At 49.4% G+C, this 24,201-nt stretch carries 16 protein-coding genes; 4 read left to right on the top strand and 12 right to left on the bottom strand.

All coding sequences use genetic code 11. The features are described 5' to 3' along the window. Nucleotides 1-18: 18 nt before the first annotated feature. The 8 genes from dgoD to LZG94_RS11655 form a co-directional block, all read right to left on the bottom strand. On the bottom strand, nt 19-1,167 hold the full coding sequence (dgoD, locus tag LZG94_RS11620; RefSeq protein WP_233792051.1) for a galactonate dehydratase: 1,149 nt from the start codon (nt 1,165-1,167) through the stop codon (nt 19-21). Nucleotides 1,168-1,205: 38 nt separating this feature from the next. Continuing rightward, nucleotides 1,206-2,915, bottom strand: coding sequence for a PQQ-dependent sugar dehydrogenase (locus tag LZG94_RS11625; RefSeq protein ID WP_233792052.1), 1,710 nt, complete (start codon nt 2,913-2,915; stop codon nt 1,206-1,208). Between the two features lie 111 nt (nt 2,916-3,026). Continuing rightward, a complete protein-coding gene (locus tag LZG94_RS11630; protein WP_233792053.1) occupies nt 3,027-4,688 on the bottom strand; it encodes an FAD-dependent oxidoreductase in 1,662 nt (553 codons plus the stop codon). A 24-nt stretch (nt 4,689-4,712) separates the two neighbouring features. Next, on the bottom strand, nt 4,713-6,743 hold the full coding sequence (locus tag LZG94_RS11635; protein ID WP_409013262.1) for an FAD-dependent oxidoreductase: 2,031 nt from the start codon (nt 6,741-6,743) through the stop codon (nt 4,713-4,715). 67 nt (nt 6,744-6,810) lie between these two features. Continuing rightward, on the bottom strand, nt 6,811-8,484 hold the full coding sequence (locus tag LZG94_RS11640) for a RagB/SusD family nutrient uptake outer membrane protein (RefSeq protein ID WP_233792054.1): 1,674 nt from the start codon (nt 8,482-8,484) through the stop codon (nt 6,811-6,813). Between the two features lie 20 nt (nt 8,485-8,504). Further along, the gene (locus tag LZG94_RS11645; RefSeq protein WP_233792055.1) at nt 8,505-11,834 is read right to left on the bottom strand and encodes a TonB-dependent receptor; all 3,330 of its coding nucleotides are present in this window, start codon (nt 11,832-11,834) and stop codon (nt 8,505-8,507) included. A gap of 193 nt (nt 11,835-12,027) precedes the next feature. Beyond that, nucleotides 12,028-13,155: a FecR family protein gene (locus LZG94_RS11650; RefSeq protein ID WP_233792056.1), complete on the bottom strand. Its 1,128-nt coding sequence runs from the start codon at nt 13,153-13,155 to the stop codon at nt 12,028-12,030. A gap of 118 nt (nt 13,156-13,273) precedes the next feature. Beyond that, nucleotides 13,274-13,882: an RNA polymerase sigma factor gene (locus LZG94_RS11655; protein WP_233792057.1), complete on the bottom strand. Its 609-nt coding sequence runs from the start codon at nt 13,880-13,882 to the stop codon at nt 13,274-13,276. Nucleotides 13,883-14,126: 244 nt separating this feature from the next. On the opposite strand from LZG94_RS11655, the gene LZG94_RS11660 reads away from it, so the two are divergent. The 3 genes from LZG94_RS11660 to selD are packed head-to-tail and all read left to right on the top strand — an operon-like array spanning nt 14,127 to nt 16,654. Beyond that, nucleotides 14,127-14,564 (top strand): rhodanese-like domain-containing protein, encoded by a 438-nt coding sequence (locus LZG94_RS11660; protein ID WP_233792058.1) that lies wholly within the window; start codon nt 14,127-14,129, stop codon nt 14,562-14,564. A gap of 7 nt (nt 14,565-14,571) precedes the next feature. Beyond that, complete coding sequence (gene mnmH / locus LZG94_RS11665; RefSeq protein ID WP_233792059.1) at nt 14,572-15,612, top strand: tRNA 2-selenouridine(34) synthase MnmH; 1,041 nt, start codon at nt 14,572-14,574, stop codon at nt 15,610-15,612. A gap of 4 nt (nt 15,613-15,616) precedes the next feature. Beyond that, nucleotides 15,617-16,654 carry a selenide, water dikinase SelD gene (gene selD / locus LZG94_RS11670; RefSeq protein WP_233792060.1) on the top strand — a complete coding sequence of 346 codons (1,038 nt, stop codon included), beginning with the start codon at nt 15,617-15,619 and terminating at the stop codon, nt 16,652-16,654. 26 nt (nt 16,655-16,680) lie between these two features. Here the strand turns inward: selD and LZG94_RS11675 are convergent, their stop codons facing one another. From LZG94_RS11675 to LZG94_RS11690, 4 genes are all read right to left on the bottom strand, one after another. Next, nucleotides 16,681-18,150, bottom strand: a complete 1,470-nt coding sequence (locus LZG94_RS11675; protein WP_233792061.1) for a DUF1501 domain-containing protein — start codon at nt 18,148-18,150, stop codon at nt 16,681-16,683. Nucleotides 18,151-18,157: 7 nt separating this feature from the next. Next, nucleotides 18,158-21,433, bottom strand: coding sequence for a DUF1553 domain-containing protein (locus LZG94_RS11680; protein WP_409013266.1), 3,276 nt, complete (start codon nt 21,431-21,433; stop codon nt 18,158-18,160). A gap of 132 nt (nt 21,434-21,565) precedes the next feature. Further along, complete coding sequence (locus LZG94_RS11685) at nt 21,566-22,249, bottom strand: GNAT family N-acetyltransferase (protein WP_233792063.1); 684 nt, start codon at nt 22,247-22,249, stop codon at nt 21,566-21,568. A 108-nt stretch (nt 22,250-22,357) separates the two neighbouring features. Continuing rightward, entirely contained in the window at nt 22,358-23,215 is an 858-nt protein-coding gene (locus tag LZG94_RS11690; RefSeq protein ID WP_233792064.1) for a sugar phosphate isomerase/epimerase, read from the bottom strand. A 129-nt stretch (nt 23,216-23,344) separates the two neighbouring features. Here LZG94_RS11690 and LZG94_RS11695 point away from each other — a divergent pair, with 129 nt between their 5' ends. Beyond that, nucleotides 23,345-24,070, top strand: coding sequence for an NrtR DNA-binding winged helix domain-containing protein (locus LZG94_RS11695; protein ID WP_233792065.1), 726 nt, complete (start codon nt 23,345-23,347; stop codon nt 24,068-24,070). Nucleotides 24,071-24,201 lie beyond the last annotated feature (131 nt).

The following is a 24,201-nucleotide window of genomic DNA, read 5'->3' on the forward strand; positions in this document are numbered from 1 at the left end:
ATAATAAAAGCTAGCGGATCACCATTCCGCGGCGCTGCCGTCTTCGTGTTTCCAAAGCGGGTTTTTCCAGTTGTGACCCACCTGGGCCATTTTGCGGACCTGGTCTTCATCCACCTGAATGCCGAGCCCCGGCCCCGAAGGAATTTTGACAAAACCAGCGTCATAAGAAAACACTGATTTGTCCGTCAGGTAGTCCATCAGATCACTCCCCTGGTTGTAGTGAATACCCAGACTTTGCTCCTGGATAAATGCATTGTGACAGGTAGCGTCGACTTGCAAACAGGCCGCCAGCGCGATCGGGCCGAGCGGACAATGCGGCGCGGCAGCCACGTCGAAAGCCTCGGCCATAGAAAGGATCTTCTTGCATTCAGTAATCCCGCCCGCGTGCGACAAATCGGGCTGAATGATATCCGCATAACCCTGCGTCAGCAGATTTTTAAAATCCCAGCGGCTGAACATCCGCTCGCCCGTCGCGATCGGAATGCAGGTATGGTTCGCAATTTCGCGCAGCGCCTCGTTGTTTTCGGGCAAAACGGGTTCCTCGATAAACATCGGACGGAATTGTTCCAGCTCCTTCGCCAGTACTTTTGCCATCGGTTTATGCAGCCTGCCGTGAAAATCGACGCCGATATCGAGCCCGTAACCAACTGCCTCCCTTATCGAGGCCACGCGCAGGAGAACCAGATCGATCTTTTCGTAGGAATCGACGTACTGCATTTCGTCCGTCGCATTCATTTTGATCGCACGAAAGCCGCTGTCGAGCGCCAGCTTCGCCGCATTCGCCACGTCAGCCGGACGGTCGCCGCCGATCCACGAATATACCTTGATCTTGTCCCGGCATTTACCGCCAAGCAGCTGATAAACAGGCGCATTGTAAAACTTACCCTTAATATCCCAGAGTGCCTGGTCAATACCCGCGATCGCGCTCATCAGGATCGGGCCGCCGCGGTAAAATCCGCCCCGGTACATCGTATTCCAGTGGCCTTCAATATCCATCGGATCCTTGCCGATCAGCGTGTCCATTAGTTCGATCACAGCCGCTTTCACCGTCGCAGCCTTGCCTTCGATCACCGGCTCGCCCCAGCCGATGATACCTTCGTCGGTTTCAATTTTAAGAAATAGCCACCGCGGCGGCACCTGGAATAACTCGTAGCTCCTGATTTTCATTTCAATAAATTATTTTAAAGTAATTAAAAGACAATCAATCACTTAACTGCCTCTGTAAATGCATTTTTAATGCGGCGGATCTTTCCGTCGGGTTTCGTCATCACATACATTTCCTTCGTAACCCGGTCATATTCGATCCGGACATCTACCCTTTTCGACCCGGTCAGCTCGACCAGATTACTATCTTTTCCATTTTCTGAAATCACCAGTTCATGAATCGTCGGGTCGCTCAGTTTTTTATCCATATTGATATAGAAGAGCTTTCCCGTGGCAATATCCCCGAAAACGTATTTGTTTTTTAGCGCAGCAATATCCCCTTCATACACATGGCCGCCGCTGATCGCCGTACCGTCGTAATGGTCGTACAATGCAAAAGGGCGTATAAATTGCAGTGAATCCGCGCCGGTAATCTTGAACACATTTTTGAGGTCTTTGCTTGAAATACCGTAGTTGCCTTCCCGGACGTTCCACCCGTAATCTCCCCCTTTCACAACCAGATTAATCTCCTCGAAATTTGATTCACTTACTTCCGAGCTGAACAGTTTTCCTTCATACCACGTCATTCTGTGCGGATTCCGGAAACCGTAAGCGTAAATTTCTTTATAAATATCCTTGTCCTTTCTGGCTGAAAACGGATTGTCTTTGGGGATACCATAATTTCCGTTACGGCTGTTTTTCCCAAGTGGATCGATGCGGAGAATGGTACCGAGGGGCGATTTCAAGGTGTGACAAAGCCCGGGATAGCCGCTGATCGTGGAAGAGCCGTCGCCAATCCCGATGTACAGTAGCCCGTAATCTTTGTTTTTCTTACTTATTCCAGGTTGAAATGCGATTTCCTGAACTCCATGCACTGCTCCCGGTACATTTACCCGCAGCAACTCTCGCCGGAAACCCTCAAAAACAGGACTTTTCACATCCTTCATTTTCCATTCTGAAACCACCCACTGCATGGCGACTTTAATGCTGTCGTGTAATTCGTAATCAGCAGACTTACCCTTATAAGCTTCGGTATGTGTAATGTAAATCAATCCGTTGCGCTGGTAATCGGGATGAAATGCAAAGCTGCCCAGACCTGTACCCAAGCCGGGTTCGTTGATAAAATCGGCGACGAGATCACGAATATCGAGAAAGGTTTCAACCTGCCTGTTTTGAACTTTATAAATAAGCCCACGCTGGTCGCTTACAAAGAGGGAGCTGTCGCCCGCTGGTCCCGGCCGGGTAAATGCAATGCGTGTCCGCGGCATTTTTTTGCTTGAAAAAGGAATGGTGACAAAATCTTCCAGCTCAATCTTCAAGCCCGATTTCGTAATGGGCGCAGCAAGCCTGGCAGGTTTCGCGCCTGTGCCGATCGTGTCCACGACGAGCGGTTTCAGGTCGAGCGATTTGGTCTCGGCATCGAGGTAAGAGATAATGGATTTGATCTCCTCGTCTTTCAGGAAATCAAAAGGCGGCATCACCATTTTGAAGCGTCGCGCAAGTGCTACCGCGCGCTTGTCGCCCTTTTCAATGACCGCATGCGGGTTTTTAATAAAACTGATCAGTTCTGTATTCGAGAAAATGCGGGTAACGCCGCCTAGGCGCGGCCCCATTTCTTCGGCCTCCAAAGCATGGCAGGAAGCGCAGTAGGTAGTGAAGAGTTCCTTGCCGGCCGTCGCAGAAACGGAGGTCGCCGGGCTGACCTGACTGAAAGAGGAACTGGTGAAAATTGTGGCGAGAACGAAGGCAACAAGGTACTTCTGAATCTTCATATTGATCGAAAACAGGCCTTAGGAATTTGGTGCCGCTATATTAGCTATTATTTTCGATCCTGTCCCTTTAAAATCAGGTCCGCCGTAGTGCCGGCGAACCTGACTGAATGCTTAATTTTTGGCTGGCGCTACGTATTCGAGTCTTTGCTTGTCCTTCAAAAGCTGTCCGCGCAGACTAGCGTAACTTACATCTTGGACGGCGATATTCTTGTCGATCGCCAATATCGCTGCAGAAGCCGCGCTCTGGCCCAAAATCATAAACACGGGCTCCATTCGGATGGATCCGTAAGCAATATGCGAGCTGGAAACGCACACAGGTACCAGCAGATTCTGGCATTCCTCCTTCTTCGGAACCAGCGAACCGTAAGAAATCGCGTAAGGCGTTTTTGGATGCACACCAATATCCCCCTCATTCTGAACAAACCCGTCTTCCGTCACGTACCGTTGCGCATTATGTGCATCAAGCGAATAGGATCCCATTCCTACGGATTCATTTACAGCTTTTTTACCCAACGTCTCATTTTCCGTCATCACTTCCTTCCCGATCATGCGGCGCGCCTCGCGGATATAAAGCTGATGCGGCCAGCCGCCATTGTCCTTGAATTCATCTTTCGGCAATCCCCATTTCGCCATTTCTGTGCGCACATCCTGGGGCACGTTCGAATCATTGCTGAGATAGTACATCAAACCTTTTTGATACATTTCGTGCGCTTTGATGATTTCCTTTCTGCGCTCGTAAGTTGCCTCCGGGTAGTCGTAATTTTGCCCGATAAAATCGGTGCTGAACGGCCCGTGGTTGTTGGTATCCGTTTTTTTGTTAGGAATAGGGTCGTATTTGTCAAAAGTTTCCGTCCAGCCGGCTTTGTACACGCGGGCCAGCAGTTCGTATTTAGCAGGATCATAACCCGCCGGCTTCACAAAAGGAATGCGGTTGTCGGGGTTCATTGAAAGGCACATCCGGAAGCAGTAAGCCTGGATTTTGTTGTCGCCTTCTCCATTTTTGCCAATTTTTTCGTCAGTCACGTAAGGCAGCAGGCCACTCTTCGGATCGCCTTCGATCTTGTACGGACTGATATTCTTTTTGAAATAATGTCCGTGCTGAAAAACACCCGCCTGAATACCGTTCCATTGTTCATTATAAACACTGTTAGCTTCTCTTCCCACGTGATATTTGACGCCCGCTGCTGCCATTAAATCGCCCTCGTAGGTAGCGTCAATGAACATTTTACCTGTAAACGTCTTCCCGCTCAGCGTTTTGATAGAAACTATCTTCCCATCTTTTTTAACCACGCCTTTCTTGCGGTCGAGCCACTCGTCGCGGTATATTTTTACATTGTTTTCTTTCACAAAATCCTCAAAAACCTTCTCTGCCACCTTCGGTTCGAAGATCCACATCGTACGGTCGGCGCCGTCCATGGCGGGTGTACCCTGACCTTTGTTGCCATATTCTTCTTTTTTCTGCCATTCCCAGGCTTCGGGCTTTTCGTAGTGCATATAAAGGCGGTGGTAAAATTCACGCGCGAGGCCGCCGATCACCGACTTGTTGCCGGTATCTGTGAAGCCCAAACCTCCCGAACTAAGTCCGCCCAGGTGCTTGTCCGGTGAGACGACGAGTACCGTTTTACCTTGTTTCACGACCTGCACAGCCGCCGTCACCGCGCCGGAAGTGCCTCCGTACACGATCACATCAGCAGAATAAGTGCCCGACTTCTGAGCATTTGACTGGTAGCTGACCAAAAAACCGACCAGCAGAAGCGAAAAGAATTGTTTCATTGGTATTGAGGATAAAAGAAAAAACTATTTTGAAACAGGAACAAGTAAAATGGCATCTGCCAAAACCAGCCCGTCTGCATCTTTATTCGAAACTTCCACAAATGCCGATTTCCCCGCAGGCAGATCAAAAGTACCCAGGGAAACCCACTCACCGGAAGTTTGCCCAACCACTTCAATATCAGCAGTTTTAAGGGTAACATCCTTACTCGTTTTGCCGTCAGAAACGATGATCGGGTAATGCGACGACAGGCCGGCTAACTTAGGAAAGTAGTAATAGGCCGCGTATTTACCGCTTTTGGGCACTTCGGGCGTAAATCTTACGGTTTGCAGCGCCTTGTTCTGTGGGTTGGAGGATAGCAACGAAGGACCGTAACTGCCTCGTTTTCCGCTCTTCCATTCGCCCGTTACTTTCACGGCATTTTCATTTTCATTATCCACCAATACCTGCTGCACCGAACCATTTGCTAACGGATCTGCGGCCAGTTTTTTAATCAGCTTTTGCGCGTCCACTTGCTGCACGCTCACCTTCGCGTCGATCGCCATTGCGGCTGCTACTGCGGATGATTGCGCCAATACCATAAATACCGGCTCCATCCGGATAGATCCATAGGCAATATGCGTCGCCGACAGACAGACTGGCACGAACAGGTTTTTACATTCACTTTCCTTCGGAATAATAGCGCGGTAAGAAACCGGGTACGGCCCAAAGCCGCCCACTTCCACATTACCCTCGTTCTTGGTATTTCCGTCCACAACCAGGCGCTGGATATTGTGCGAATCCATCGTGTAGGCGGCCATTCCTACCCCATCGTTCACCTTTTCCTTTCCTTCGCAGTTCGCCTGCGTCATTACGTAACTGCCGACCATTCGCCTCGCTTCCCGAATGTAAAGCTGCGGCGACCAGTTGCCGTTTTCAGTATATTCATCTTTGGGATAACCCCATTTCAACATCGACTTACGCAGCTCCTCGGGCACGCGCGGATCGTGGCCCACGAAGTATAGAAGCCCTTTTGTGTAGGTTTCATGGTCTTTGATAATGCGTTCCCGCACCTGGTAGCTACCATCGGGATAGTCATAATTCATCCCGATCATATCGGTTGAAAATCCGTTGCGGTTGTTGATGTCCGTTTTTTTGTTCGGCATCGGGCTCCATATAAAGTAATCGTTCAGTGCTTTTTTGGTCGGGTTCTTTTGCATTAGCCGCACCAGCAGCTCATAATGCGTGGAATCGTAACCGGCCGGCCGGGTAATAGGTACCTGATTCGCCGGGTCGGAAGTAAGGCAGATCCGGTAATTGTACGCCTGTACTTTCTTGTCGCCGCTGCCAGTTGGAGCAAGCTTTTCATTTGAAATACCCCATAGTAACCCGCTTTCCGGCTTACCTGGCGTTTTATAAGGATCAATACCATTTGGAAGCTGGTGGCCGTCCATTAACTGTACACCATTAATTGTCTCATTGTATTCGGAATTTGCCTCGCGACCAACTGCATAGGAAACGCCAGCTTTTGCAATTAAATCACCTTCATAGGAACAGTCGATAAACATTTTCGCTTCCACGTTCAGGTTTGTCGCGGCTTCGGGTTTCAGGCTGTTTTCAAGAATGATGGATTGAATAGTACCCTTATTTTTATTTGCCGAAACAATCCTGTGCTGGTACGTTACCTTAATTCCAGCCTCGTCGAGGTATTGCTGCAAGTATTTTTTAGCCACGCTCGGTTCAAATATCCATTGTTCAAACTCCCCGTAATGCTTTCCCAGTCTTCGGTAAAAATCAAGCGACAGCCCTGAAATGGCATACTTGTTACCGATATCCGTTTGCCCAAGCCCGCCGGAAGTCATTCCCCCTAAATGCGCGGTCGGTTCGATCAATATCACCGACTTACCCATTTTTTTGGCAGCATAGGCAGCGATCACGCCGGCAGCAGTTCCGCCGTAAATACAGATATCAACGGTTTGTTTAGCCTCCCGGACCGGCTGCTTCTGCGCGGGCAAAACAGTGAGCATTACCAATGCCAGTGGCAGAATAAGGATTTTACGGAAATTGAGTTTTGACATTTCTTTTAATTTAAATGAGAATAAATGCAAAAGCACAGACAGGGTTCACGCTGCCTGTGCTTTTTGTTTAATAGTTTGGATTCTGCGTTAAAGTTGGATTCACCTCCCTTTCTAGCCTCGGGATCGGCCAAAGATTGTCACGCTCGTTGCTATACGACCGGGTTTCGATCACGCGCATTTGCGATGCATTGGCGACGTTCTCGTAATGCGGCGTTCCGTTCTCATCGATCCTAGGCGCGCTCGACAGAAATGCATTGCGGATCCGGCCTCTCAGCGGGCCTTTCATCACATCCTCCCCAATATTCCAGCGACGGATGTCAAACAATCGCAGCCCCTCGCCTGCAAATTCGGACTTCCGCTCAATGCGGATGATCGATCGCAGTTCGGCCTGCGTTTTGCCAGCTGTGACCGGCGGCATATTTACGCCCGGGCGTTGTCTCACCGCATTAATAGCTTCATATACAGACGCATCCAGCTGGTTCAACTCGATTTTTGCTTCTGCATAATTGAGCAAAACTTCGGCATACCGGAACAAAATCACACCCAACTCGCTGTTGTCGATATCAGGAAAATCAGCCACGTCGGTGTATTTGCGCCACAAATAACCTGAGAAGGTTGCGTAGGCATGCGTCGCCTCCACATTCTGCACGCGGCGTGCGGGAGTGGTCGAGTAATCCAGCGTCATCAAACTATCGGGATGTGTTTCAAACAGGTAATTAATAAAACGCGTTTGCGGCAGAACGACGGTTTGGGTAAGTCGCGGATCGCGGTTGGCAAATGGTTTTTTGGGATCAAAAAGGGGCGATTTATCAATCGGAAGTCCGTCGATGCAAGCATAGGAATCGACCAGCGCCTGCACCGGGATCTTGTTAGAATGCCCCAATGCAATGCGGGAAAAGAAGAACCTTGGCAAGCTGTGCACTTTCGTGCCTTTTAAATATTGAACTGAAAAAATGATCTCTTTCGAACCCTGGCCCGCGTATTGAAACAGCTGGGTAAAGTCACCGTGCAGGCTATAAGTGCCCAATTTCATCAGTTCCGAAGCCGCTTGTGCCGCCGCCTCATAGCGTTTGTTGAAAAGTGCAATGCGCGATTTCAATGCAAGCGCAGCACCCTTATTCGCGCGACCTTTGTTCACCGTACCGGTTTCTGCGAGCAGCGAGGGCGCAATTGCATCGAGCTCAGCAATAATAAAATCGGTCACTTCATCTTTGGTATTGCGCGGCAGCTGCGATTCGTTGAGCAGCACAGGTTTGGTCAGCAAGGGCACGCCTCCGTAAAGCTCATTGATGATAGAATAAAAGTACGCCCTCAAAAATCTCACCTCCGCCATTAAACGGTTGTATTTGGCTTCCGGCACGATTGCGGCGAGCGGCTCGGCTTTGGAAAGAATGTAGTTACAGCGACCGATACCGCGGTAAAAACCGCTCCAATAGCTGGAAATCATCGCATTATCCGCATTCGCATTCCCCATCCCAAGATTCTGAAGGGAACTGGTATTCCGCTCCCAGCCAATATCCGTAGCAGCGTCGAGCATCTGGAAAAACGGCCCGTTCACATCCCCGGCCCCGCCAAACCAAAGCGTATTGTAAACACCCGTCACGGCCAGGTCGAGCTCGGCTTCGGTGCGTAGGAACGTCTCGTCCGAAGGATTGTCGAGCGGAAACCTTTCGAGGTAATCATCGCAGGAAGTGCCGGCAATGCAGCAAAAAATGAGCAGTATATATTTTGTGAATTTCATCGTATCAAAAATTTTAAATACTAAAACCTAACATCTAATCCCACGGTATACACTTTCATCTGCGGGTACCAGCCTGCATTGCCTACCGGAGCCTCCACGTCGAATCCTGGCCAGAACTTGTCAAACGAGAACATATTCTGTCCGCTCGCATAGATCCGAAGCTTTTGCACCTTGTTTTTCAGGAGCGATTGCGGAATGGTGTAGGCGAGCTGAATGTTTTTTATCCGCAGATATGCCGCATTTCTCAGCCAGTACGAAGAATTCTGAATGTTGTTGGTTTCGTTAAAAGCAAGTCTCGGAAACTCGGCGTCGGTATTATCCGGCCGCCAGCTGTCGCGCTGCGATTCCTGGATGGTACTTCCCTCAAAAAACGGCATAATTCCGTGGCCGCTCAGGTAACCGTCCACTTTGCCTACCCCTTGGAGGAACACCGAAAGGTCGATGCCTTTGTAGCCGAAATCGAAGTTTGCGCTGTAATTGTACCGAGGGATATTGCTGCCTATTACCTGCTGGTCGAGGTTATTGATAATACCATCGTCATTCAGATCACGGTATTTGATATCACCCGGCGCTACGTTGCCAAACTGTTTCGCGTGCTCTTTCACTTCGGTTTCTGTCTGGAAAAAACCGTCGGCTACATAGCCGTAAAACGAGCCGATCGGGTAGCCTTCGTTGCTCACCTGAAGGCCGCTCCGCTGCACGCCGCGCATATCAACGACCTTGTTTTTCACGTCGGAAAAGTTGACAGAAACATTGTAGGTAAAGTCTTCGATCCGGTCGCGGTAACCCAGCGAAACGTCCCAGCCTTTGTTACTCACCACGCCCGCATTCTGGTAAGGCGCAGTGAGGCCGATCATCGTCGGAATGTCCAGCCGGAGCAGGATATCGTCGGTGCGGCGCATGTAATATTCAGCAGTGACATTCAGTTTTGACCATAAAGTCAGGTCAAGACCGAAGTTCGTCGCGGTAGTCGATTCCCAGCGAATCGCCGGATTTGCCATTTCGTTCAGCGAGGCACCGGTGATGTTTTTTCCGTCAAAAATGTAGTTACTGCTGCCAATACCGATAAATGCGGCGAATGGATAAAGCCCGATGTTCTGGTTACCCAGCTTTCCCCACGAAGCTCTCAGTTTCATGTCTGTCACAACATTTGACAAACCACTCATGAAAGACTCTTCGATAATTCTCCAACCCGCAGAGAATGAAGGAAATACCGCATATTTATTTCCCGTCGCAAAGCGTGAAGAACCGTCGTAACGCGCATTTGCCTCAAACAGATATTTCTCTTTGTAATTGTAGTTCAACCGGCCAAAATAGGATTGCAAAGCCCAGTGCTCCGCAGACCCGCCGGTACGCTCGTTTTCCCGGTTACCAGCGTTGATCTCCTGATAATCAGGCAATAAAAACACTTCGCGATAAACTGAGATCCACGCATTGCGCTGGTCCTCGCGCTGAAAACCGCCTAATACAGTCAGGTGGTGATCGCCGAATGTTTTGTCGAACGTGACCAATGCGCGCAGGTTATTGTACCATTCCCGGCTCGAACTCTGCGAAAGCGAATTTCTCGCAGGTACCGCATAACTTGGCGAACCGTCCCAGCGGTAGGTCTGCACCGTATTATTGAATGTTTTGTTAAAAGGAAGGTTGAACTTCGGCGCGTAGATCAGGTTTGCTGTCAGCCAGGAAGTAGGTTTATAAGTCAGGTTCAGGTTCAGGATTGAGCTCAGCGAAGATTCCTGCGTCAACCCGCCGTCCTTCGCTCTGGCAAGCGGGTGATCTCCGTTCCAGCCTTCTCCATATTTACCCGAAGAAAGGATCCCGGCCTGGTTTGCAGGAATACGGCGCATCCAGTGAAATACATATCCAGCGCCCGAAGAAGGCTCGGTAAGGTCCGTGCGACGGAGGAAAATGTCCATCGACGTACTCAGCTTCTTCCCGATCTTGGCGTCGGTATTGATCCGCAAATTATAGCGTTTGAAGTTCGTATTCGGGATAATTCCGTCCTGATCCAGGTAGCTGAATGAACCCAGTACCTTCACCTTGTCATTCCCGCCATTGACCCCGATGTAGTGACTTTGCATAAACCCGCTGTTTTTCAAAGTCATTTTCTGCCAGTCGGTATCCGGAAACTGGTCGCGGTCGGCAGGTCCCTTTGTGAGGTAATCCTGAATATACTGCTCGGTATATAACGGGCTTCTGCCGGTGTTTGTGTAAGCTTCGTTGATGAGGTTAATATGGTCGATCCCATTCACTTTGTCGGGCGTGTCGGTCGGGGTTTGCCAGCCAGCGTACATATTATAATTCACGCTCATTCCTTTTTCACTGCCGCGCTTGGTGGTGATCAGGATCACGCCATTGGCAGCACGCGAACCGTAAATAGCGGCAGAAGAAGCATCTTTCAGGATAGATATATTCTCAATTTCGTTTGGGTCAATGTTGTTGATAGCCGATTCAACGCCGTCGACAATCACGAGCGGGTCCGAATTTCCGGTCGTACCCACTCCCCTGATCCGCAGTCCGGCACCGTCGCGGCCCGGCTGTCCCGAACGCTGGGTTACGGTAAGGCCTGGCACGACGCCCTGCAAGGCAGCCGAAGTCTGCCCAACCGGCCTTCTGGTCAGTTCCTCCGACGTTACCACGGACACCGAGCCGGTGAGATTTACCTTTTTCTGTGTTCCATAACCCACTACCACCACTTCCGACAGACTTTTATCCTCAGGTACCAGGCTCACGGTAAATGCAGCCTGCCCATTGATCGCCAACTCCTGGCTCGTGTAACCCACAAAGCTGAATACCAGCATTGCATCCGACGGCGTATTGTCTGGGATATTCAACTGAAAAAACCCTTCCGAATCCGTCGTTGCGCCGATCTGCGAGCCTTTTAAAACCACACTCACACCTGGAAGTCCGCGCTGGGCTTCATCTAAAACTTTTCCAGAAACGTTCTTTTTTGGTGCGCCGTCGGGAGCTTTTTCGTCGGGAAAATTTCCTAGTCGTTTTAAAATGATAATTTTACCTGAAACCTCGTATTGCAGGTTCAGCGGCGTAAGAACATTGTCAAGTACTTCATACAAAGGCTTTTGCTTTATATCGATCGACACTTTCCTGGCAGATTTGATCAGCTTTGAACTAAATACAAACCTTACTTCCGCCTGCTTTTCGATCTGGCTTAGCACCTTTTTTACTTCACTGCCGGTCGCGCTCACAGATATCTTCTGCCCCAGCAGCGACTGGGCACTTCCCTCCCGCGCATAGCCGGTCCCTATAAACATCAGGGCAAAAATGAGTTGGGTAGCTGTTATTCTCATCGTCCACAACAGTACCTTTCGGTACATAAAGGTTTTTTTCATAGATTTGATTGTTTTGTTATGATAGAAATTAGGCAAAACAGACCCCTGCCTCCATTGCGGAGGATATGACGCCAAATCATTCAGGGGAGTATCGGAGCCGGTGATGCGGGAACATTGCCGGCTCTTTCTTTTTGGGGATTTAGTTAAATTTCCTGTCTCGTATACGCGCTTTGTTTTAGGTTAAATATTTGGGTTAAATATCGGTTTTGCATCCTTTACTATTGATAATGATCTGACCATCAACGATCTCGTAAGTAGCTTCAATGGCTTTACAAATGATCGTCAGCTTGTCGTGCAGCGGCTGGTTGTCCAGCGTCGCGGTGATCGGGCACCCGCTCAGGAGTTCTTCGTCAAACAGAATCGCAATTCCGTACGCTTTCGCAATCGCTCCGAAAGCCTCGCTCACCGGCGTATCTTCAAATTGGAACTGGGGGATATTCGCTTTTGAAACAATAATCGCGGGCCGCTCTACCAGCGTTTTGACCATTCTGATCTCATTCCGCTCAAAAATCACTTTCTGGTTCGGCGACAAGATCACACCTTCCGTCTCCCGGCGTGTAGCAGCATTCAGCCGGTCAGTTCGCGTTGATACTGACACGCGGCCGGTTTTCACTTCCACAGTAACCTCACGGCTCGTCGGGTATGCTTTGATCAGAAAACTTGTTCCTAATACTTTGGTAACCAACTCGTTGGCATAGACGATAAACGGTCTTTCAGGATCTTTCGAAATATCAAAAAATGCCTCACCGGTCAGGTAAACTTCTCTTTGTGACGCTGCAAAGGTGGACGGATAACGCAGACTGCTGCCCTTTTTTAGTGTGATCTTACTCTTGTCAGAAAGCCTGATCGTAATCGGTGCAGAGCCGGTATTGACCTTTTCGAGCATCGCTACCACCGGTTCCATCGGCTTGACGGTATCGGGAACCACTTCTGTTACAGCTAATTGGGGCGCGGGTGTACGATAAATCCGGATCGTCCAGCCTATTACTATAAGAAGAATCACCGAAGCCGCAATGCGGAACCACCACGATTGATAAAAACGGCTGGGTAAAGTATATTCCTCTTCCTGCGCGGGTTTTGCAATGCGGCCCATTGCCGCCGCAATTGTGTCACTGACTTCACGCTCGGGCAGATTGGTTTCATTCACACGGAGCGCCAGAACCAGCTGCCTGGCCTGCGCGACTGTCGCTTCACAGTCGGGATTGGCGGCCAGCCAGTTGTTCCACTCCGTATTCGATTCCCTGGTGGGTGTCAAAATCCATTGCCTGAAAAAAGGGTCCCAGACAAGATCATCCACCCCAAAATTTTTGTATTGTTCCATATCAGTACTTGCGTCCGAATGGCTATAGACAAGAACAGGCGCGGGATACCAAAACTTTTTTAAATTTTTTCTGAGAAAAATATAAAAAGCTGAGAATCAATATAAGAAAGAAGCGATTTTATATAAGGATATGCATTAAAAAGAAGATTGGAAGCGTCACGCCCCAGTAGTTTTTCAGCTGCTTGATTGCAATCTGAAGTAAGTTGGAAACGGTTTGGGGGGAAATATCCATGATCTCGGAGATCTGCGTCCGGTCCATTTCCTGGAAAAATTTGAGGTAAATCACCTCCTTCTGGCGCGTCGGCAGCTGGTCGAGCAGATGTTTCAGTTTGTTGGCCAGTACAATGGTGGATTCGTGTTCAATGTAATCCTGTTCCACCGAAAAAGCGATCTCGAAGTTTGCCTCCTGGTTATCCTTCGAAATATCCAGAATCGGAAACCGCGATTGCTGGCTGCGGTGCATAAGCCGGCGAAGCGACGCCATTAAATAAGGTCTGACAACGACCTCGTGACTGAGTTTCCGCCGCTTTTCCCAAAGTATCAGAAACAGATCCTGAATCGCATCTTTCACAAATTCCTTATCCCTTGAAAACTTGCTGCCGTAATGGAACAATCCCTGAAAATGCATGGACATCAGCTGCTCGAATGCATCAACATCCCCCGCAATAAATCGCTGCCAGGTGCTGTTGTCGTCAGATGCATCGGTGCGGTGGAAAGGCAATTTCATTGGAATTCCTGAGTTAGGTACTCAAAATAAGCACATCGTGCCTGCAAATCACAATATTTTTTATTAAATCATTTCAATAAAAGCCAACTCCCGCGCTTTTCGAATGCAGCACGTTTGTTGGTTGACGAATGAGTTAGTCGGCGTGGTCTGAATATTCCTGCCGAATGAATTAACTTGCCATTGGAAACAGGACTATTGCCCAACGATTCCATCGTTTAACCCATTAATTTAGAAACCGGAGATTATGAAAAATAGAAAAAACCTGCAATTTATTCTCGTGGCCTTTGGGATCTGCTGCGCCAGCTTCATAGCAATCCACGAAGAGCCCTGGAACGTGTTCCAGCTGATGGAACCAAAGGCGCTGGTGGATATCATTACAGATCCAACTCAAAGACAGCCATTAGTAATCAGTATAGGGCCGGCTGGATTGATCAAAGGCGCAATAGAGGCCAATCCTGCAAAGGACAAGGAAAACCTGACCCAGCTCCGCGAGCGACTGTCAAAAGAGCCGAAAGACAAGCAAATCGTGTTGTACTGCGGCTGCTGCCCATTTAAAGACTGCCCTAATATCCGCCCTGCTTTCAGTTTATTAAATGATATGGGTTTCAAAAATCACAAGTTGCTGAATCTGCCCACAAACCTGAAAGTGAATTGGATAGACAAAGGTTACCCGATGAACTGATAGCGGCATGATCAGGAACATCACTTTTGACGAATTCATAAAACTCGATATTCCGGTACCAATCGCCGATGTACGTACCCCGGCAGAATTTGCACACGGACATATTCCCGGTGCATTTAACCTGCCGCTTTTCAGCAAGGAAGAGAGGGTGGTTGTGGGCACTACCTACAAGCAGGTCGGACGCGAGGCGGCGATCATGCTGGGTTTTGACCTCACCGGGCCAAAATGGTCGGGCTATATTAAAAAAGCGCTGGAAGTGGTACCTGAAAAACGGGTTGGTGTGCATTGCTGGCGCGGCGGGATGCGGAGCGGGGCGATGGCCTGGGCGCTTGACCTGTACGGATTTGAAGTCTATCTGATCGAGGGCGGCTATAAAAGTTACCGCAGATGGGCCCTGAATTTGTTCGAGAAACAATACCAGGCGCTCCTGCTCGGCGGAATGACCGGCTCGGGAAAAACCCGGATTCTGAATGAACTCGCTGGGCGCGGCGAACAAATGATCGACCTGGAAGACCTTGCCCGGCACCAGGGATCTGCATTTGGATCCATGAACAAAATGGTGCAGCCAACGCAGGAACAATTTGAGAATGAGCTGGCTTTCCGGCTGAAAGACATCGACGCTCAGCAGACCGTTTGGCTCGAAGACGAAAGCCGTAATATTGGTAAGCTGACCATTCCTGCACCGCTATGGCAACAAATGAGCTCAGCGCCTGTGATTGACCTGGAAGTAGATTTGAAAACACGCATTGCCTCGCTGGTCGACGAATATGGACAACTCGACAAAGATTTCCTGATCAACTGCACCGAACGTATTCACAAGCGCCTCGGCCCCGTGCAGACCAAAGATGCGATCGCGGCGATCCGTGAAAACCGGATGGACGAATTTATCCGGCTGGTGCTGGTATACTATGACAAGACCTACTGGAACAGTCTTGCAAGAAAAGCAAAAGACCAGCTTTTCCACCTCGACGTCAGGGATGCGGACGCTGCGCACCTAACCGAACTTATTCTTGCTATTTCAAAAACAATCCCGTTTTCGAAGATATAGATAAATGGAAGACATTAAACTCACGCAATATTCGCACGGAGCTGGCTGCGGCTGCAAGATCAGCCCCGCTATTCTGGACAAAATCTTACATAGTCCCATCACCTTTCAGCCCGATGCGCGACTGCTGGTCGGTAATGACAAGCGCGACGACGCGGCGGTGCTGGACCTGGGCAACGGAACTGCGCTGATCTCTACCACGGATTTTTTTATGCCTATTGTCGACGATGCCTTTGATTTTGGCCGCATTGCCTCTGCCAATGCAATCAGCGATGTGTATGCAATGGGCGGGAAGCCGGTGCTGGCGATCGCGATCCTCGGCTGGCCGATTGACAAGCTGGCCCCCGAGGTGGCACAGAAAGTACTGGAAGGCTCGCGGGCCGTGTGTGCGGAAGCAGGTATCACCCTGGCAGGCGGACATAGTATCGATTGCCCGGAACCCGTTTTTGGGCTTGCAGTCAATGGAATAGTCAATATTCCGCAATTGAAACAAAACTCCACTGCGACGGCGGGGTGTCGACTGTACCTCACCAAGCCACTTGGCGTAGGTATCCTGTCTACTGCTCAAAAGCGCGGATTGCTTACGCCGGAAGATGCGGCAGTTGCATTAAAAAGCATGGTAATGCTCAACAAGCTAGGTGAAAATTTTGGCCAGATGGAAAGCGTGCACGCGATGACCGACGTGACCGGTTTCGGCTTGCTGGGCCACCTTTCGGAAATGTGTGAAGGCAGTAACTTGTCGGCTGTGATTGAATTTCAAAATGTTCCTGTGATCGGAGGCTTAGCAAAATACCTGGATCAGCAATGCTATCCCGGCGGCACGCAGCGCAACTGGGCAAGCTACAAGCACAAGATCGGGCCGGTAACGGACGAACAGAAATATATTTTGGCCGACCCACAAACCAGTGGCGGCTTGCTGGTGGCTGTTTCGGAAGAAGGAGCAGCTGATTTTGAAGCAAATACAGCAAGAATGGGCCACCAGTTTACTTCTTTCGGCTGGCTAAAAGCGAAGAGCAGCGGCGATCCATTGATCCGCTTGTCGTAATCCTTACCAATGCGACAGAATTAGAATCAGGCGATAAGTGCCTGCACCACTTTGCCGTGCACGTCGGTCAGCCGATAGCGGCGACCCTGGTGTTTAAAGATCAGCTTCTCATGATCCAGCCCAAAAAGGTGCAAAAGTGTCGCCTGGAAATCGTGCACGTGAACACCGTTTTTAACCACATTATAACTAAACTCGTCGGTCTCACCATACACCTGGCCCGTTTTCACACCGCCGCCCGCCATCCACATGGTGAAGCAGCCGGGATGGTGGTCGCGCCCGTAATTATCGGCTGTCAGTTTGCCCTGAGAAAAGCTCGTCCGGCCAAATTCTCCTCCCCAAACAACCAGGGTATCGTCTAATAAACCGCGCTGTTTCAAATCTTTCACCAATGCGGCCGAAGCCTGATCCACGTCTTTGGCCTGTTTCGCAATGTTTTTGGGTAAATCGCCGTGCTGGTCCCAGCCCATGTGGTAGAGCTGGATAAACTTCACATCTTTTTCGGCCATGCGGCGGGCGAGCAAACAGTTGGCTGCAAATGTACCCGGCTTGCGCGCGTCTTCTCCGTACATTTCGTAGATATAGTCCGGCTCTTTCGTCACATCCACCGCCTCGGGAACCGAAGTCTGCATTTTGTAAGCCATTTCATACTGACTGATCTTGGACTGGATTTCGGGATCGCCCCAGAGCGTATATTGATGCTCATTCAGCTCCTTAATATGGTCCAGCGCACGCCGGCGGTCGTTTTGATGCACGCCGTAGGGATTTTGCAAATACAGAACGGGGTCTTTTCCCGCCCGCAACTGCACGCCCTGGTGGTGCGAAGCCAGAAATCCATTTGCCCAGGCCGCAGTACTCAGCGGCTGGTCACTCACTCCTTTTGAGATCAATACCATATAATGCGGCAGGTTCTCATTATCAGATCCGAGCCCGTAACTCAGCCACGATCCGATCGATGGGCGGCCGCTCTGCTGAGAGCCTGTTTGCACGAACATTACAGCCGGCTCGTGGTTAATCGCCTCTGTATAAACCGATTTAACAATACAAAGCTCATCCACAATCTTTGCGGTGTGCGGCAAAAGCTCACTCACCCACGCACCGGACTGACCATATTGTTTGAAATCAAAGATTGATTTAACAAGTGGAAATGTCGATTGCCCGGCCACCATGCCCGAATTTCGCTGGGTACCGCGTATGGAATCGGGTATTTCCTGACCGTGCCATTTGGCCAGCGCCGGCTTGTAGTCAAATGTTTCCAGCTGCGACGGGCCGCCACTTTGGAAAAGGTAAATAATGCGTTTGGCCTTCGGCGCGAAATGGGAGCCTTTGATAAAGTTTGTCGGGTCAATACCTTCATCGGCCATTTCCCGGCGCTTTTCACCAGCTGGCATTCCTGCTTGCAGAATGCTCGAAAGTGCAAACGACCCAAAACCCAGACCCGCTTTTGTCAGAAAATCCCGGCGGTTCAATTGCTTCAATACCTTTTTTATATCCTCCATAATGCCGCTATTTTCTCGTAAAACCTTCGTCTGTATTCATGATCGAATTGGATACCGTGGCCAGCGCGGCAATCTCTTCCGGTTTTAATTTCTTGTCCCAATCCAGTTCTCCCGTACTCAGGTAAGCCAGCGCGTCGGCTGGTTTTGCATGGAAACGTTGCAGTTCTTCGGTATAAAATCTCGCTAATATCCGCTTTTCAGTAACATCCGGTTTGCGGCCGGTAATCAGCCTGAAAACTTTATCGACGGGCTCAGCGGGATCGGTCGCTTTTTCACGTAACACTTTCTGTGCCAATACCCTGGCCGACTCAATATGTTGCGGATCGTTGAGTAAAACAAGCGCTTGCAGCGGCGTACTCGTCGAGCGGCGTTTCACTACACATTCCCCTCGTTCAGGCGCATCGAAGATCAGCATGGACGGCGGCGGAGAAGTCCTTTTCCAGATCGTATACAAGCTTCTGCGGTACAGTCCTTCACCGGGTTCCTGCAAATATTTGTAACGCCAGGACTTATCACTCAGCTCATCCCAGATTCCGGCCGGCTGGTACGGATATACACTTTTCCCACCCAATTTATTCACCAGTAAACCACTGATCGCAAGCGAATTATCCCGGATCATTTCTGCGGTAAACCGGAACCGCGCGCCTCTTGCCAGCAAAGTATTTTCCGGATCATGGGCGATGAGTTTCGGATTGGTTTTGGAAGTTTGCCGGTAAGTCGCCGAAAGCATGATCTGTTTGTGCAGCCGCTTGATATTCCAACCGGAATCCATAAAATCGAGCGCAAGCCAGTCGAGCAGCTGCGGGTGCGACGGCAGGTTTCCCTGGTTACCAAAGTCCGCCGCCGATTTCACGATCCCGTTCCCGAAATGCATTTGCCAGATCCTGTTCACAAAAACCCGTGCAGTAAGTGGGTTATTTTTGTCAAAAAGCCACTGCGCGAGTCCGAGTCTGTTCTCCGGAAATTTTCCTTTAAATGGTAAAACACTTTCCAGGGCTCCCGGCGTGACCTGTTTTCCAGGCGCATTATAAACGCCCCGGTTCAGCAGGTAAGTTGGTCGCGGCTTCGGCAGGTCGCCCATTACCATTAGTTCTGGAACTGTATTGATCAATGCATTCTGCTGTTCCAATATCGTTTTCAAACTATCTCTTAAAATCTCGTTTTTTGTGTCAAAATGAGCCAGATAAAATGACTTAGCTAATTCTTTTTCAGTCTGACTTTTAGGCTCTTGAACGGATTTTACAGCCTCTTCCGGCTGGCTGCCATACAACACTTCCAGCGCGGTCAGCTCTTTGTTATAAATCTTCAATTCGTCCAGTCCACCATCTTTAAAAGGGATCAACAGGTTGCGTTGACCGACCATAAACCCGTGAAACCCATAGGTATGTGCATCTTTTTCATATAAAATCCCTTTGTACAGGTTATCGTAATCCGTGATAAAATCGGCCCTCTTTCCATCGACGTAAATCTTCGCCCCGGAAGCTCTGCTGGTTCCATCGTAAGTAACTGTAACCCGCGTCCATTTTTTCATTGGAACAGCCGCGACAGTACTCACCTGGATCGCGTTCTGCGGGTAGGAATGCGCGATGATAAATTGCAGCTTATTATTGGCCAGTCGCAGCGAGTAACCCTTGTAACCCAGGCGAATATCTTCACAATGGTAAAAAATGCCTGCGTCGGGATAAACTGTATTTGGATTGATCCACAGATCGACGGAAAAAGGCTCTGTGCGCTCGTGCCAGCCTATTTTATGTCCGAGTTTGATGGAATTATAGTCCGTCACGAAATATGCATTTCCCTTTAACCCCGGCTTAAAAACCGCTTCAATGCATTGAGCCGGCTGGTTGCTGTTCACCGCATTCGGTGTGGTCACCGTTTTGCCGGAGGTAGTGGTTTTATCAAAAGGATAGTAGGCTACCAGGCCTGCATTCAGCTCTTTTTCGATGTTCATGGCATTCAGTTTGTTTACTTTCAGCCAGGTATCAAAATCATTCTCGACTGAAACAGCATTTGCCGAAATCCTGGAATGGATATTATCTGTCTGCTTTGCGATAAATTTCAGCAGCTTTTCATTTTCGTTATTAGTCAATAAAAGCGCCGGGCCGGGTGTCTGATCCGGACCGTATTGCGGGCTGCCTATTTCGTTGGTACTATTAAAAAGGCCAAACATTTTATAGTAAGCTTCCTGACTGATCGGATCATATTTATGATCATGGCACCGCGCACATTGAACCGAAAGTCCCAAAATCCCCTGACTCACCGTCTGCACGCGATCGGCATTGTATTCGACGCGGTATTCCTCAAAAACGATCCCAGCTTCCGAGCTTTTCTTATGAAGCCGGTTAAATGCGGTGGCAAGGATACTCTCCTTGGTTTTGCCCGGAATCAAATCGCCGGCTAATTGCATGGTTACGAACCTGTTGTAAGGTATATTCCGGTTAAATGCGCCGATCACCCAGTCACGCCACGGAGAAAAATCCCGGTGTTTATCGTCGAGGTAACCGTCGCTGTCGGCATAACGGGAAACGTCCATCCACTCGCTGGCCATTCTTTCGCCGTAAGCCGGAGATTGGAGCAGGCGGTCCAGCAACTTTGCGTAAGCATCCGGGGATTTATCCGAAACAAACCGGTCGATCTCTTCGAGTGTCGGCGGCAGGCCGGTTAGGTCAAAACTGGCGCGGCGGATCAGATCTTCCTTACTCGCCTCCGCCGAAGGTTCCAGTCCTTCTTTTTCCAGCCTCTCCACCACAAAAAGATCAATCGGCGATTTGGCCCAGGCAGTTAATTCTGGTTTCGGTAATGCTGGTTTTTCAGGTTTGATCAGCGACCAGTGCGGCTTGTACTTTGCGCCCTGCTCAATCCAGCGCGTCAAAATCGCGACTTCTTTTACCGACAGTTTCAGGTTAGATTCTGGAGGCGGCATTTTGAGTTCGGGATCCGTCGAGATCAGCCTCGCATACACCGAACTTTCTCCCAGGTCGCCCGGCACGATCGCGTGGCGACCCTCGGATTTTTTCAATGCAGCAAAAGCGCCTTCCTCCGTATCAAGCCGCAAACCACCTTTTCGGTTTTTCTGATCGGGCCCGTGGCAGGCGAAGCATTTATCGGAAAGGATGGGCTTGACGTCATAATTGAAATCCAGCTCACCCTGCAACTCTTCCATAGCGAGCTCCACTTCGGCAGGTTTTTCAACGCCGCATGAAGCCAGCATTCCTACGGTAAGACCCGTAAAAATGCCTTGAAAAAGTGTTTTTGGAAGTGAATGTATTTGAAAGAATGCCATCATTTGATCAGGACCCGAGCGTATTACTTATTAAGGTGCTGATCAATTGTATATAATGGTCACAATGGCGAATTAGAGAGAAAAAGTTTGCAAAAGCCCTAATTTTTTGGATTTAACCGGGAGGCAAAACTCCTATGATTTCTTGGTCAGTGCGTAAAAGAAGATATCGGTGCGGGTTTTAAAACCCAGGGATTCGTAAACTTTGATCGCTCTTTGGTTCGTAGCCTTTACGTGCAGAAACGGAGTTTCCGACGCACTCAAAATTCGGCGGACCTGGCGCAGAACAAGCTGCCGCGCGTAGCCTTTTCCTAAATGTCCGGGGTCGGTACACACTGCGCTGATCTCCGCAAAACCCGGCACATGCAGCCGCTGCCCCGCCATTGAAATTAGCTCGTTACCGCTGAAAGTACCTTCGTAATGCCCAAAATCGATGGTTCCCGGCAGGAACGGGCCGGGGTTTGTCAATTTCGTGAGGGCGAGCATTTGCGGAATATGCTGCTCTTCCAAAACAACCGTTTTTTCGTCCTCGATCGCAGGCGGCACTTCTCCGTGGTATAACATCTGGTACCCGGGAATACTGATAACATTGGCCCAGGGCGTCTCAATGTCCAGTTTTGTATCTGTAACAAATATCACCGTATCGTCGAAAGGCACCGTGAGATACAGATCGAGCAGGTTTTCCTGGGTCGGCTCCACCAATGCCACGAAAGGCGAAACGGCAGGTGAAAAACAGGCTGCCGGCCCTGAAATATGTCCCAGATCCGCATTTTCGGTATTCAGTGCGTGCCAGACCGGATTGTCGAGAATGTGTTTCATGGTGGTGTCAGCTAAATTCTAAATGTCGCTAAAACAAACGAATTCGCATTAAATAACAAAAAAAGGCCCGGCCAAAACTGACCGGGCCTGATTCCATTGCCGAACAAATCAGTATGTCAGACTTTTCAGATACGCGATCGTTTGCGGTACCTGCGTGGCATAGCTCGGACTTTCATCTTCAATATAATAATGCTCGATCGCCGACTTTTTGGCCGCTTTCAATATCTCCGGAATATTGAGCTGTCCGGTACCCAGCGCCACATCGTTCGTCACCGGCGTACCGCCCGACAAATTGCCCTCGACACCTTTGCGCAGGTCTTTCATGTGCATCAGTTTGAAACGGGTGGGGTATTTTCGCAGTAATTTAGCCGGATCGCCGCCCGGAAAAAACGCCCACAGCAAGTCGAGCTCGAAGTTGACATAATTAGGATCCGATTTCTGAATGATATAGTCCATTAAAGTGCCTCTTTTATACTTTTCGAACTCATAGCCGTGGTTATGGTAACAGAACGAAACTCCAAACTCGTCCTTCAAAGTGGCCCCGATCGTATTGAAATCGGCAATTGTTTTATCGGCTAGTTCGAGTGTAAACGGACCGACGTGAGGAATCCAGGCAACCCGTACAAACTTGGCACCCAGCGTTTTGGCATTCTCCCCTACCTGCATGGTTTTATTGAGTGCTTCGTCGTAACTCACTCCGAAAGAGGAACATTGCATATCACGCTCGTCGAGCAGTTTCCTGAGCTCGGCGGCAGTTTTGCCAAAAAGGTTGGAAAATTCCATGTCTTTGATGCCGAGTTGTTGCAGCGTATCCAGCGTCGCCGCGACGTCTTTTGCAAAGCTGGCGCGGTAGGTATAAGACACCATTCCAGGCATTTGTGGAAACAGCGGCTGGCCGCTTTGCGCGAAAAGCGGGTCGGCTGCGGCGATCGTGAGGGCGATTAGTAAAAGGTTTCTGAGCTTCATATTCGGTTCGGTTAAGTTTTCCCTGATCAATTTCTGATACGTAACATCTGCATTTTTACCTACATTATCTAAAATCCAGACATTAAATATTCTCTATATTAGCATTCTACTAAACCTATACCCTGCGTGATGGATTTCCCCGGTGAACAGAATTATATTGAGCAGCTTTCCATTGATTGTGTCATTTTTGGATACCATCAAAAACAACTGAAAGTGCTCGTCCCCAAGTTGAATTTCAACGGTGACTTTTATGCATTGCCGAGCGGATTTGTGATCCAGGATGAAGATATTGACGCCGCTGCGGACAGGATATTGCGGGGAAGAACCGGGATTCAGGACACTTATATTGATCAGTTCCACGTATTTGGAAAAGCAGGAAGAAGCAATGAAACTTTCCTCGACAAGCTTCTCGAACTCAATAAAGATACATTGGGAGAAAAAGGGATGAATAAAAAACAATACGATTGGATCACGAAACGGTTCGTTTCAATAGGCTACTACGCGCTGGTTGACATTAATAAGGTGATCCCGAAAAAGATTGCAATCGATGCTTCGATAGACTGGTACGATGTCCGCGAACTCCCGCCGATGATCATGGACCACAATGAAATCGTCGCCAAGGCCCTCGATCACCTCAGAATAAATATAGACGACAAGTTGATCGCTTTCAAGCTCCTTTCGGAAACTTTCACGATGAAAGAAATCCAGGAATTATACGAAACGGTCTTCAACAAACCCTTCGCCCGCAACAACTTCCAAAAGAAAATCCTCGACCTGAACGTGCTCGACCGGCTGGAAAAGAAGTTTACCGGCGCAGCGAATAAAGCGCCGTTTTTGTATCGGTTGAGGGGGTGAACCCGGCCCTCAGCCCCCCCCTAACCCCCTGGGAGGGGGGTTTTTTTTGTTGTGGGGATTATCACCGGCGTAAAGTCCCTTCAGGGATTTAGGGTATTTCTGCTCTCCCACCGTTACCAAACAAAACTTCC

It is taken from the genome of Dyadobacter sp. CY343 (genome assembly GCF_021390335.1).
Taxonomy (GTDB): domain Bacteria; phylum Bacteroidota; class Bacteroidia; order Cytophagales; family Spirosomataceae; genus Dyadobacter.